Annotated in this window: 8 protein-coding genes and 1 tRNA gene; 3 read left to right on the top strand and 6 right to left on the bottom strand. The window is 44.7% G+C overall.

What is annotated here, in order from left to right:
• Window positions 1-130 precede the first annotated feature (130 nt).
• Window positions 131-2,014 carry a diguanylate cyclase gene (locus AB6E78_RS04640; protein ID WP_017068819.1) on the top strand — a complete coding sequence of 628 codons (1,884 nt, stop codon included), beginning with the start codon at window positions 131-133 and terminating at the stop codon, window positions 2,012-2,014.
• Between the two features lie 580 nt (window positions 2,015-2,594).
• On the opposite strand, the gene AB6E78_RS04645 is transcribed toward AB6E78_RS04640, so the two are convergent.
• Together AB6E78_RS04645 and pykF are read right to left on the bottom strand one after the other, a co-directional pair.
• Window positions 2,595-3,266: a GntR family transcriptional regulator gene (locus AB6E78_RS04645; RefSeq protein WP_372132788.1), complete on the bottom strand. Its 672-nt coding sequence runs from the start codon at window positions 3,264-3,266 to the stop codon at window positions 2,595-2,597.
• Window positions 3,267-3,442: 176 nt separating this feature from the next.
• Window positions 3,443-4,855, bottom strand: coding sequence for a pyruvate kinase PykF (pykF, locus tag AB6E78_RS04650; protein WP_017061403.1), 1,413 nt, complete (start codon window positions 4,853-4,855; stop codon window positions 3,443-3,445).
• A gap of 429 nt (window positions 4,856-5,284) precedes the next feature.
• Between pykF and AB6E78_RS04655 the strand changes: the two genes are divergently transcribed.
• Entirely contained in the window at window positions 5,285-6,055 is a 771-nt protein-coding gene (locus AB6E78_RS04655; RefSeq protein WP_372132791.1) for a DeoR/GlpR family DNA-binding transcription regulator, read from the top strand.
• Between the two features lie 107 nt (window positions 6,056-6,162).
• Entirely contained in the window at window positions 6,163-7,995 is a 1,833-nt protein-coding gene (gene glmS, locus AB6E78_RS04660) for a glutamine--fructose-6-phosphate transaminase (isomerizing) (RefSeq protein ID WP_017061405.1), read from the top strand.
• 102 nt (window positions 7,996-8,097) lie between these two features.
• On the opposite strand, the gene AB6E78_RS04665 is transcribed toward glmS, so the two are convergent.
• From AB6E78_RS04665 to dnaG, 4 genes are all read right to left on the bottom strand, one after another.
• The gene (locus AB6E78_RS04665; protein WP_017061406.1) at window positions 8,098-9,366 is read right to left on the bottom strand and encodes an O-acetylhomoserine aminocarboxypropyltransferase/cysteine synthase family protein; all 1,269 of its coding nucleotides are present in this window, start codon (window positions 9,364-9,366) and stop codon (window positions 8,098-8,100) included.
• Between the two features lie 204 nt (window positions 9,367-9,570).
• Window positions 9,571-9,646, bottom strand: a tRNA-Ile gene (locus AB6E78_RS04670).
• 163 nt (window positions 9,647-9,809) lie between these two features.
• A complete protein-coding gene (gene rpoD / locus AB6E78_RS04675) occupies window positions 9,810-11,654 on the bottom strand; it encodes an RNA polymerase sigma factor RpoD (RefSeq protein ID WP_017069473.1) in 1,845 nt (614 codons plus the stop codon).
• A gap of 99 nt (window positions 11,655-11,753) precedes the next feature.
• Window positions 11,754-13,505, bottom strand: coding sequence for a DNA primase (gene dnaG / locus AB6E78_RS04680; RefSeq protein WP_017062923.1), 1,752 nt, complete (start codon window positions 13,503-13,505; stop codon window positions 11,754-11,756).
• Window positions 13,506-13,612: the final 107 nt, after the last annotated feature.

A 13,612-nucleotide genomic window follows, 5' to 3' on the forward strand; every position in this document is an offset into this window, starting at 1 on the left:
TACTTCTTCTTGAAGATAAAAGCGGCTTTCCCCGGAAAGCCGCGATGAACCTTTTTTAAGCGGCTTTTATTTTGTTAATTTTTTAGAGTGCTATAATCCCGCGCTGCACTTCCATTCATCTGAGTTAGCAATGCGAAATAAAAAATCAATAATTACATTGCTGATTATCTCTATCATATTGTCTTCTGCAGTATGTCTGTATTATTTGCAGCGCTACAAAGAAGTAAAACAGCAGAGCTTTGACTACTCAGCTAAGCAAGCCGTTCATCAGTTAGTGTATGCCAAGCGAGATTATGATCTTCTCAAGACTCAGTTAGTCTCGGTCATGGAGCTACTCAGTCATAGCCAGAGCTTGGTTAACTTTGCTTCCTCTCCCTCAGACCAAACCAAACATCTACTTGAAGAGGTCTGGCAATCTGTTCTCGTGAACCAGAAGTGGTATACACAAATCCATCTGTTAGATGTCACTGGCAAAGAATTGGTGCGTGTTAACTACTCCTCTGATACCGGTAGAGTGACGTTTCCTCAACAGCTGCAAGATAGGTCGGATTCTAACTACTTCCAATACGCTCAAAAACTAGAAGCCGAACAGATTGGCGGTTGGGGTATTGAGCTTGAAACTGAGCATGGTGAAGTCACCTTCCCTTATTCGCCGGTAATCCGTGTCTTTACCCCAGTAGAAACCCCTGACGAAAGAGTAGGCTACCTCGTCATCAATCTTGATGTATGGGGCTTATCGTCGCGTCTGAGCTTTTCACCAGATAACGATCTTAGAGCAGAAGTTCTCAATGACGCGGGTTACTTCATCGCGAGTAACAACAGCGGTAAGTTGTTCGGAGACTCTATTCCTGAAAGAAAAGGCTATAACCTGAAAAATATCGCGCCGAAGACGTGGGATGCGATCTCCAATGATCAGGTGGGATACGTTTTTGAAGATGGTAATTTGTTTGCCTTTAACACGGTTATGCTCGCGAACAGTCAAAAGGTTCATTTACTGATTCAACTTAATCAAAAGCAACTGATGGATCGGGCTGAGCGTGATCTAGATGATTTGGCCCATGAAGAGATCATTGTTCTGATTACGGTGCTGATATTCGCTTTCCCGTTTGCTTACCTGGTGACGCACTGCCGACGCCGAAGCCTAGAGAGTAAATTGGCACGCGCCGCATTGAATGGTATGTCGGCAGTGATGATCTCTGACAAGCAGCACCGCACAATGATGATCAACAACGAATTTGAGAACATGACTGGGTACTGCAAAAAACAGGTGATCGGTCAAAATGCATTGCAGTTGCTGCTTGAGAATACCGACCAAGTGCTCTCAAGCTCGGCTATTTGGAGTCATTTAGAGCAAGAAGAAGTATGGGAAGGGGAGGTTCAGTGTAAGAACAAGCTGCGTATTCCTTTTACTGCGATCATGCGAGTGCATGCGGTCAAAAACAATTCAGGCAAAGTCAGTTACTACATCACCTCGTTGGTTGATATTTCCGTAAGGAAGGAGCTTGAGGTACGTTTGAGGATTTTAAGTGAACGTGACTCTTTGAGTAATCTCTGGAACCGACGAAAATTCGAAGAGCAGCTGGCCTACTATTCTCGCTTAGTTGAGCGTTACCCGATCGAAGCGACCACCTGCTTAGCCTTGGTGGACATCGATAACTTCAAGCGAATCAATGATGAGCTTGGCCACGACGAAGGTGACCGTGTGATCGCTGGTGTTGCTAAACTTCTGCAAGATAGCCTTCGTGGGACGGACTTTGTTGCACGTGTCGGAGGAGAAGAGTTTGCACTCTTGATGCCACACACGTCTCTGCCAGAAGCAAAGCGCGTATTGGATCGCTTGCGAATAGAGATTGAACTGGCAGCCGGAACTAAGGTAACGGTGAGTGTTGGCTTTACTGATTTAACAAGTAATAGTACTCGCTCATACAAGTGTGCCGATGTTGCGCTTTACGAATCTAAATCGTCTGGTCGTAATACGGTCTCTATGTGTCCTAGCTACGATGATGTCGCTTAGGTTCGCTTCTATCTAGTCCTGTCTTCTCTTTGCTTCACCTCTTCAAGCTGGCCCCGACTCACTTTATCTCTCCCCCTTTTTATAGGAATCTCACTTTTGAGCGACCTATGTCACAAAATCTATACAGTTAGACTAAAGTCTAATGCTGGTGGAAATTTGAGCTAAAATGAACAATAAGTAAACTACCTTGCTTCAGATTACATCGTGCTTAACGGTGTAATAAATAGAGTGTTTACCAGATGTAAAAGGATGACACCGTTAACTTAATTCAACTGATTAGCTAGCCTTTTCAATGGTTTGAAAGGCAGCAGTAGAATTAGGTTAGCTGGAGCAAGAGTTTGGGGATCATACAGTCTGGTTAAAAGAGGCGTGGTATGTTTGTCGATTTTTTAGTGAGGTTAACCATAGGCACATTAGCCATTCTTGGCTTTCAATTGAGTGCTTTGTATTTTTTACCTATGGTTGTGCTACTCAATACTCATCACAAAGAGTTTTTTGGGTGGTAGTTCAGTCGTAATACTGGAAACAAAAAACGGAGCCATTGGGCTCCGTTTTTATTTGGTTAGAAGCTACTTTAGCGTTATGCCGCTTCGATAACTTCTTCAATTCGTTTCATTGAACCTAGCAGGTGTTGATCAAGCAGTTCAGTCGCTTGTTCTACATTCTTAGAGAGTACTAGTTTCATGATCATTTCGTGTTCATCAATATTGAACAGATCATCTGATGCGCTTTCTGCAGACATAGCGAGGAAGCGGTAACGTTTCACTTGGTTAATTAGGTCATCAAAGAACTTAAACATGTTCTCTGAATCTGCACCTTCGAGCAATGCTGCATGAAATCGTTGGTGGCGTTCTTCCCACTCAACACAATCAAACTCTTCTGATACATGTTGGACGCGTGACAGTTTATGGTAAGACGTCAGTACTTCTAGTTCCCAGCTCTCATCACCTGCTGCAATCGCTTTTTTAAGCAGAACCGATGATACAACACGAAGGCTTTCGTATAGGTCATTCAGTTCTTTCTTTGATACAGGAGATACCCAGCAGCCTTTTTGTGGCTCTAGCTTTACGTATTTGCTCCAAGATAACTGTACCAAGGCTTCGCGAATAGGGGATGCGCCAACGTTGTAGCGTGCTTTTAGATCAGCAACAACAAGCTTTTGGCCTGGGGTTAACTCACCATTAAGAATATCTTGGCGAATCATCTTTGATACTTTGTCAGTGAGCGTAGGACTAGACATTACAAACCTCATCTATATATGATTTCTAGTCTGCTAATCCGTCTCTTAGAAAGAGTCAGTTGGAGGTTAACAGTACGTAGTTCTATTGTGATTGATAATACAGCGTACTGAAAAGTTAGGCAAGATTTTGTTTCATAAAAAAAGAGGGCCGAAGCCCTCTTTTATATTTTATGCGAATCGGTTCATTCTTATAGAACGTGAACAGATGCCGTGTTTGTAGTACCAGAAGCTACTAGAGCACCAGAAACCATAACTACGATGTCGCCTTTGTTACCTAGGCCAGATTGTAGAGCGATTTCTTTACCGTTGATGTAGAACGCGTCTGTGTTCTCGATAGAGTCAACAAGAACTGGCTTAACACCTTTAGTAAGAACTAGCTGTGCAGCTGTCTTTTCGTTAGTTGTTAGAGCTAGGATGTTTGCAGTTGGGAAGTACTTACGTACTGAACGTGCAGATTTACCGCCTTCAGTTGCAACAACGATTAGAGGAGCAGCTAGCTTCTCTGCTGTGTCTACAGCGCCTTTACATACTGCTTCAGTGATGCGTAGACGTGGGCTGTCTAGACGAGAACCTAGCTCAGCTTTAAGAGCTGAATCAGTACGGTTCGCGATTTGAGCCATGATAGTAACAGCTTCAACTGGGTACTTACCTTTAGCAGTTTCACCAGAAAGCATTACTGCATCAGTACCATCCATGATTGCGTTCGCAACGTCACCCGCTTCAGCACGAGTTGGACGTGGGTTGCTGATCATAGAGTCAAGCATTTGAGTTGCAGTGATAACCATCTTACGTGCACGGTTACACTTCTCGATCATCATCTTCTGAGCGAAGATTACTTCTTCAGCTGGGATTTCAACACCTAGGTCACCACGAGCAACCATGATGCCGTCAGAAGCTTCAAGGATTGAATCGAAGTTATCTACACCTTCTTGGTTTTCAATCTTAGAAATGATGTGGATGTTCTCGCCGCCGTTAGCGTTTAGAAGCTCACGGATTTCTTTAACGTCTTCTTCTTTACGGATGAAAGAAGCAGCAACGAAATCTACGCCTTGCTCACAACCAAACTTAAGGTCAGCTTTGTCTTTCTCAGAAAGAGCAGGAAGTTGAACAGAAACGCCAGGAAGGTTAACACCTTTGTTTTCGCCTAGAGCACCGTTGTTAAGAACTTTACACTTAACTTCAGTTTCTGTTGTTGCGATAACTTCCATTTCGATTAGGCCGTCATCAACAAGGATAGTGTTACCTGCTGTTAGGTCTTTAGCGAAACCTAGGTAAGTTACTGCTACTACGTCTTTGTTACCAACAACTGTTGCGTCAGTTGTGAAAGTGAACTCTTGACCAGCTACTAGATCTACGTCGTTACCATCTTCAAGTTTGATAGTACGGATTTCTGGACCTTTAGTATCTAGAAGGATAGCAAGTTGCTCACCTTTGTTTTCCATTACTTTACGGAAGTTCGCGATACGAGTGCCGTGCTCTGCGAAATCACCGTGAGAGAAGTTAAGACGCATAACGTTCATGCCAGCATCTACTAGTTCAGTTAGCTTCTCTACAGATTCAGTTTTAGGGCCAATCGTACATACGATTTTGGTCTTTTTCATGGAAGGTACTCTCCGGTAAGTATTGTTACAATTTGAAATTTATTTAAGTTCTGAAGATTGGTCCGCTACATCAACATTTTGTGCCTGTTGTGTAAAAGCGCGGGACTTCCAATATGTCCTTCAGAGTTGTAAGTCTTTCATCAATTTTAGTCATTTTATGACTAAAAGATTTTGATTCAATATCGGTTTTCTGTGACTTACCCCACTATATAGGGGGTAAGTTGCAAAAAAATAACAGTCAGTTTTGTAATTTTTTTTCTTTTCGGGTGCGGATTCTACCACCTAATGAGTTCAATATCACTGTTTAACAATTGTCTTAGGACAAGGTTTTATCGCTATTTATTAATTTTTTGGATCAAAATAAATGGACTAAATAGTTTCGTTGTAACTATAATATGTTTCATATCGAAACTTAATGGCCTTTTTTAAATGTCGAAACGAAACACCCAGCTCAGAAGACATGCAATTTCTAACCTAGTGAATGAAAAGGGGGAGGTTAGTGTTGATGAATTATCCGCTAAGTTCGAAACCTCAGAGGTCACTATTAGAAAGGACTTGGCGTCTTTAGAGAAAAACGGTCAGCTTTTACGCCGTTATGGTGGTGCGATTTCGTTACCGAAAGAGGTTGTCAACGAAGAACTGGGTCAACAAGTTTCGACTCGAAAGATTTCATTGGCAAAAGCTGCTGCAGATTTAATTCGCGACCATAACCGCATCGTGATCGATAGTGGCAGTACGACCGGTACTCTAATTCAGCAGCTTAATGCTAAGCGTGGCTTGGTTGTTATGACCAACTCATTGCACGTTGCTAATGCGCTTAATGAGCTTGAAAGCGAGCCGACGTTATTAATGACTGGCGGCACTTGGGATACCCATTCGGACTCTTTCCAAGGCAAAGTTGCAGAGTCGGTACTTCGTGCTTACGATTTTGACCAACTATTTATTGGGGCTGATGGTATCGACCTCGATAGAGGCACAACCACGTTTAACGAACTGGTTGGCCTGAGCAAAGTAATGGCTGAAGTGTCACGAGAAGTGATCGTGATGGTTGAGTCGGAAAAGGTGGGACGAAAGATCCCGAACTTAGAGCTGGCATGGGAACACATTGACATCTTAATTACCGATACAGACTTAGGCGAAGAATCCAAAGCAAGTATCGAATCACATGATGTTCGAGTGATCCTGACCGATCCAGCGTAAAAACAAATTTAAGTATTATGCATTTACATTCCTATAATTGATCTTAATGAAGATTTGGCCTTTGCTTGCTGCCAATAGGAATAAAACAAAATTGATGGAGTGAAACTATGTGTGGAATTGTTGGTGCAGTAGCACAGCGTGATGTAGCTGAAATTTTAGTAGAAGGCCTTCGTCGTCTAGAATACCGTGGCTACGATTCAGCTGGTGTCGCTGTAGTCGATACTGAATCTAACCTAACTCGTGTACGCCGCCTAGGTAAAGTACAAGAGCTAGCTGACGCAGTAGAAGAGCAACAAGTGATTGGTGGTACAGGTATCGCTCATACACGTTGGGCGACACATGGTGAGCCATCTGAAGCGAACGCACACCCGCACATGTCTGGTGATATTGCCGTTGTACACAATGGCATTATCGAAAACCACGAAGCACTGCGCGCTATGCTGCAAGAGCGTGGTTACGTATTTACTTCACAAACGGATACAGAAGTTATTGCTCACTTAGTTGAGTGGGAACTTCGCACTTCAGCTTCTTTGGTTGAAGCGCTACAGAAAACAGCAAAACAATTAGACGGTGCGTACGGCACGGTTGCGGTTGATCGTAAAGATCCTAGCCGCATTGTAGTCGCTCGTTCTGGTAGCCCAATCGTTATCGGTTTTGGTGTCGGCGAGAACTTCCTTGCTTCTGATCAACTGGCGCTACTGAGCGTAACTCGTCGCTTCATGTACCTAGAAGAAGGTGATGTTGCTGAGGTAACTCGTCGTGATGTTACGGTATTTGATGTAGCGGGTGAGCGTGTTGAGCGTGAAATCGTTGAGTCAAACGCTGAACACGACGCAGGTGACAAAGGTCAATACCGCCACTTCATGCAGAAAGAGATCTTCGAGCAGCCAACAGCGCTGATCAATACAATGGAAGGCCGTATCTCTGACACTTCGGTTATCACTAACGCGATCGGCGTTAAAGCTGAAGAGATCCTAAGCAAGGTTGAACACGTGCAGATCATCGCATGTGGTACGTCTTACAACTCAGGCATGGCAGCGCGTTACTGGTTTGAATCTCTAGCTGGCGTAAGCTGTGACGTAGAGATTGCTTCTGAATTCCGTTACCGTGATTTCGTTGTTCGTCCGAACAGCCTATTGGTGACTCTGTCTCAATCTGGTGAAACGGCGGATACGCTTGCTGCACTTCGTCTTGCAAAAGAGAAGGGTTATATGTCTGCAATGACTATCTGTAACGTTGCGGGTTCTTCACTGGTTCGTGAATCTGATTTTGCCTTCATGACTCGCGCAGGAACAGAGATCGGTGTTGCTTCTACTAAAGCTTTCACAACTCAACTAGCAGCGATGCTGATGATGGTAACGTCAATTGGTCGTCTACAAGGTCGTATCAATGAAGAAAAAGAAGCGGAAATCGTTCAAGCACTTCACCAACTGCCTGCTGATATCGAGAAAGCATTAGCGTTCGATAAAGAAATTGAAGCACTGGCACCTGATTTTGCTGATAAGCATCACACACTGTTCTTGGGTCGTGGTGAGTTCTACCCAATCGCGATGGAAGCGTCTCTTAAACTGAAAGAGATCTCTTACATCCACGCAGAAGCATACGCAGCTGGTGAGCTTAAGCACGGTCCTTTGGCTCTTATCGATGCAGATATGCCTGTAGTCGTTATTGCACCAAGCAACGACTTGCTAGAGAAGCTGAAATCGAACGTTGAAGAAGTGCGTGCTCGTGGCGGTCTACTTTACGTATTCGCTGATGAAGATGCGGGCTTTGAAAGCGATGAGAACATGAAGATCATCAAGATGCCTCACGTAAGTGAAGTAACAGCGCCTATCTACTACACAGTACCGATGCAGCTGCTGTCTTACCATGTCGCACTAATAAAAGGTACCGACGTTGACCAACCTCGTAACCTAGCGAAAGCGGTAACAGTTGAGTAATCGACAGCTTACCTAAGATATAGATAATAAGAAGCCCATCCTGTGATGGGCTTTTTTATGTCTGTTACTTAACGATCAGTGTTAGAGCTAGCTGTAGCGTCATTAAGCGCTCAGTGCTTGCTCTAGGTCAGCCAAGATATCGTCAATGTGCTCGATACCTACTGATAGGCGAATCATCTCCGGTGATACACCGGCTTGTTTCTGTTCAGCTTCGCTTAGTTGACGGTGTGTCGTCGAAGCTGGGTGACAAGCGAGAGATTTCGCATCGCCAATGTTAACTAAGCGCTTGAAGATTTGCAGTGCATCATAGAAGCGAACACCGGCTTCATAACCGTCTTTTAAACCAAAAGATAGAATGGCCGATGGCTTACCTTGCATGTACTTTTCAGCGAGTGGATAGAATTCTGAATCAGGCAGGCCAGCGTAACTTACCCAACTGACTTTCTCGTGTTGCTTGAGGTATTCCGCTACTTTCAAGGCATTCTCTGTGTGTCGCTCCATGCGTAGCGACAACGTCTCCAAACCTTGCATCAACATGAAAGCATTCATTGGTGACAGTGCTGCACCTGTATTACGTAGGGGAACCGTTCTAGCACGACCAATAAACGCAGCCTCACCAAAGGCCTCGGTATAAACCACGCCATGATAAGAAGGCTCTGGCTGATTAAACACAGGGAAGCGGTCCTTGTGCTGTGCCCATGGGAATTTACCTGAGTCGACAATCACGCCACCTAACGTTGTACCGTGACCACCCACGTATTTAGTTAGTGAGTGCACCACGATGTCAGCACCAAAATCGATAGGTTTACACAGTACAGGCGTCGCCACCGTGTTATCAACAATCACAGGTACACCTTGTGCGTGAGCAAGTTCAGCAACACGCTCTAAGTCGATAATATTACCTGCTGGGTTACCGATACTTTCACAGTAAACCGCCTTGGTTTTTTCATCGATCAGTGCCGCTAAGCTTTCTGGTTTGTCGTCTTTAGCAAAACGAACTTCAATTCCTTGGTTTGGCAACATGTGAGCAAATAGGGTGTAAGTACCACCGTAAAGCTGAGGCGTTGAGACAATGTTGTCACCGATTTGCGCCAACGTCTGAATCGCGTAGTTGATCGCAGCACTGCCCGCACTTACCACTAAGCCTGCGATACCTCCTTCTAAGGCGGCCATGCGTTTTTCTAACACATCATTGGTTGGGTTCATTATGCGAGTGTAGATATTGCCTGGCACCGCAAGGTTGAAGAGGTCGGCGCCGTGTTGTGCGTCATCGAATTCGTACGCGACGGTTTGGTAGATTGGAGTGGCAACCGATTTGGTTGTTGGATCAGTGTCGTAACCGAAGTGAATCGAGAGTGTTTCGTCTTTCATGAGTCTTCCCTGAACTATTGAGCGATTTATGTACTCTCATATTGCCGATTTTTTTATAAAAGAAAAGTATGTTTAGTCACAGAGAGGCAATTGGAATTGTGTGCGGGACGATTCGTTTTTGGTTCGGAAGTGCAGGGTGTGATTGGTACTGAATCAGAAAAGCAAAAAGCCAGAGCAGCGTGAACTGTTCTGGCTTTTCTAATTTGGTGGCCCCTCCCAGATTTGAACTGGGGACCGAACGATTATGAGTCGTGCGCTCTAACCACTGAGCTAAGGGGCCGTAGGGCATAGATTATAGGGGAAGCGTTCAATGGTGTCTAGACACTATAAGGGGCAATTCCGCTTACATCTTAGCCACTTAAATCACACAGATAAAAAAAAGGTGAGCCAACGCTCACCTTTTCTTATTTATGCTTAAAAGCTAACCACACTTGAGTGTGCGATTACTCGTCTAGGAAGCTACGCAGAGTTTCTGAGCGGCTTGGGTGACGAAGTTTACGTAGTGCTTTTGCTTCGATCTGACGGATACGTTCACGAGTTACGTCGAACTGTTTACCAACCTCTTCAAGAGTGTGGTCAGTGTTCATGTCGATACCGAAACGCATACGCAGTACTTTAGCTTCACGAGGAGTTAGGCCAGCAAGAACGTCTTTAGTTGCACCGCGTAGGCTTGTTGCCGTTGCAGAGTCTAAAGGTAGTTCTAGCGTTGTATCCTCGATGAAATCACCTAGGTGCGAATCTTCGTCGTCACCGATTGGTGTCTCCATTGAGATTGGCTCTTTAGCGATTTTCAGTACTTTACGGATCTTGTCTTCAGGCATTTGCATGCGTTCAGCCAGTTCTTCCGGAAGTGGTTCACGACCCATCTCTTGTAGCATTTGACGAGAGATACGGTTTAGTTTGTTGATCGTTTCGATCATGTGAACCGGAATACGGATAGTACGAGCTTGGTCGGCAATCGAACGAGTGATTGCTTGACGGATCCACCAAGTAGCGTAAGTAGAGAACTTGTAACCACGACGGTATTCAAACTTATCTACCGCTTTCATCAGACCGATGTTACCTTCTTGGATTAGATCCAGGAATTGTAGACCACGGTTTGTGTACTTCTTAGCAATCGAGATTACTAGACGTAAGTTCGCTTCAACCATCTCTTTCTTCGCACGACGAGCTTTCGCTTCACCGATAGACATGCGACGGCTGATATCTTTGATGCTTTGAACAGTAAGAGACGTTTCACGTTCGATCATATCCAGCTTTTGGATAGAGCGACGGATGTCGTGCTCGTTACGTTTAATCTTTTCTGCGTATGGCTTGTCTGAAGCAAGAACTTCATCCAACCATGCTTCGCTAGATTCGTTGCCAGTAAATAGAGCAATGAAAGATTTCTTCGGCATTTTGCCGTACTCAACCGTTTGACGCATGATTAGGCGTTCTTGAGTACGTACACGATCCATAGAGTTACGCAGTTCGTTTACTAGGAAATCAAACTGTTTTGGTGTTAGACGGAACTCTTTGAATACGTCTTGCATCATTGTCGTTGCAAGCATTGCTTTCGGGCTTTCATGGCCGTACTCGTTGATCGCTAGTTGACGATTCTGGTAGCTAGTACGAAGTGCTGTGAACTTCTCAAGAGCAAGTTCAGGATCGATACCTGTATCTTCTTCTTCCTCTTCCTCGTCGTCTTCTGCGTCTTCTTTGTCTTCGTCTTCCAGATCAGTTTCAGCAAGTTCTGAACCGATGTGAGTCGCCGTTGGCGCAGCTGTGCCATCGTCGTCTGGGTCAACAAAGCCATTGATTAGGTCTGTTAAGCGAATCTCTTCTGCTTGTACGCGGTCAAACTGTTCCAAGATGTATGGAATAGTGCCTGGGTACTCAGCAACCGATAGTTGAACTGTATTGATACCATCTTCAATACGCTTCGCAATGTCGATTTCGCCTTCACGAGTCAGTAGTTCAACTGTACCCATTTCACGCATGTACATACGAACTGGGTCAGTAGTACGGCCAATCTCGCTTTCTACGCTTGAAAGCGCAGCAGCTGCAGCTTCGGCTGCATCTTCATCTATATTGGCATCGTCATCATTAAGTGCTAGATCATCAGCATCAGGTGCAGTTTCAACTACCTTGATACCCATGTCGTTAATCATTTGAATGATGTCTTCTACCTGTTCAGAATCCACGATTTCTGCAGGTAGGTGGTCGTTTACTTCGGCGTAGGTCAGATAGCCTTGTTCCTTGCCTTTAATAACAAGTAATTTAAGCTGTGACTGCGGATTTTGATCCATAGATGATATCCAACTTCAGGTCTGGTGAAGGACGTTGCATTCTCAAATGCAAACCAATTATGTTAACAAATTTATTAAATGCTGACTAATCAAACAGGGTTACGCTTTTAGATCTAGCATTAAAGCTAGTAGCTCCCTTTTTTCTTCGGCTGATAAACCGACGCTTCTTGCTTTGGCCTGCAGGTTTTCAATTTGTTTTTCAACGCACTGGGCAAGTATATTGTCCAATGAGTCTAAAAATATGTCTTCTTGATTGTCTTCGTCGAGGGGGATTTCCCAGCTCGCGAGACGAGACAGAAGAGCCTCATGTTTATTGTGTCGCCAATGCTCTAATAATTGGCCTGTGTTGATATGGGGATGCGCATGGCATTTATCAAGTACTTCGACGAATAAACTTAGGCCAGGCAGCTGTAAGCCTTTGACACTTGATAAATCCGGTACCATATCAGCATAGCTCGGATTTTGGATAAGCAAAGCGATAACTTCACGCATTGGAGTGCGTTTCAGCTCTTTATGCGGTTGAGGTGTCGGGTTCTGTGTATGAACACGCGCTCGCCTCAATTGGTTATCAAATCCAGTGCGCTCATCGAGCAATTTTTCGAGCAACTCTTGGAAGTAACTGTCAGGGATTTTGTTAATCAATGCGCTAGCGTGTGCGCGCAGTGCCGATTTCCCTTCGGTTGTTCCCAAGTTTAACTTGTGTATTTCAATCAGGTTATCGAACAAATAGGTCGAAAGCGGTGTCGCATTTTGAACAAGCTGTTCGAAAGCGGCTTTGCCGTGTTCTCTTATATAGCTGTCTGGGTCTTCACCGTCGGGCAAGAATAGAAACTTGAGTGTGTTACCGGTTTTCAGGTACTCAAGGGCATTTTCTAGTGCGCGCCACGCGGCTTCTTTACCTGCTCTGTCACCATCGTAACAACAAACCACTGTGCTGGTTTGGCGGAACAGCATTTGAACGTGGTCACCGGTTGTCGATGTGCCCAGTGATGCTACTGAGTAATCAACACCATATTGCGCTAATGCCACGACATCCATGTAACCTTCAACCACAAGTATTTGCGGCGGTTCACGGTAGGCTTGCAGCACTTCATAAAGGCCGTAAAGCTCTTTACCTTTATGGAAGATAGGCGTTTCTGGTGAGTTGAGGTATTTTGGTGTACCGTCTTCTAATACACGACCACCAAAACCAATCACACGTCCACGACGATCGCGAATCGGGAACATTACGCGTCCACGGAATCGGTCGTATCGGTTACCTTTATCGTTCTCAATTAACATGCCGCCAGTTACGAGCATGTCTTGGGCTTCTTTCTGTTGGCCAAAGTTCTTACGAACTAAGTCCCACTCATCGGCCACATAACCAATGCCAAACTTCTGGACGATCTCGCCCGAAAGGCCACGATTCTTTAGGTAATCAATCGCAGGTTTGTTGGCTGATATTTTCAGTTGAGAGCGGTAAAAATTACTGATGCCGCCCATCAAATCGTAGAGGTTACGTTTTTGTTCGCTGTTGGCTCTTGGTGCTGTTGATATCTCGCCGCTACGTTGCTCTCTAGGAACATCGAGGCCTAAGAAAGAGGCTAGCTCTTCAATAGCTTCAACAAAATCGAGGCGTTCGAACTCCATAATGAAGTCGATAGCATTACCGTGTACGCCACAACCAAAGCAGTGATAAAACTGTTTTTCTTGGCTTACGCTAAAAGAAGGGGTCTTTTCGTTGTGGAATGGGCAACAAGCACCATAGTTTTTGCCTTTTTTCTTAAGTTTCACGCGTGCGTCCACAATGTCGACAATGTCGAGACGCGCTAGGAGATCATCGATGAAACTACGCGGGATGTGTCCTGCCATAAAACCTTAGAAAAATGCACTAACTGAGAGTGTGGATAATAATAGTTTGAATAGGTTACAGATACAAACAAGCCGTGCGTTCCGAAGGATTGCACGGCTTGTTGCAA

The organism is Vibrio sp. 10N.247.310.98, assembly GCF_041467395.1.
Lineage (GTDB): Bacteria > Pseudomonadota > Gammaproteobacteria > Enterobacterales > Vibrionaceae > Vibrio > Vibrio crassostreae_C.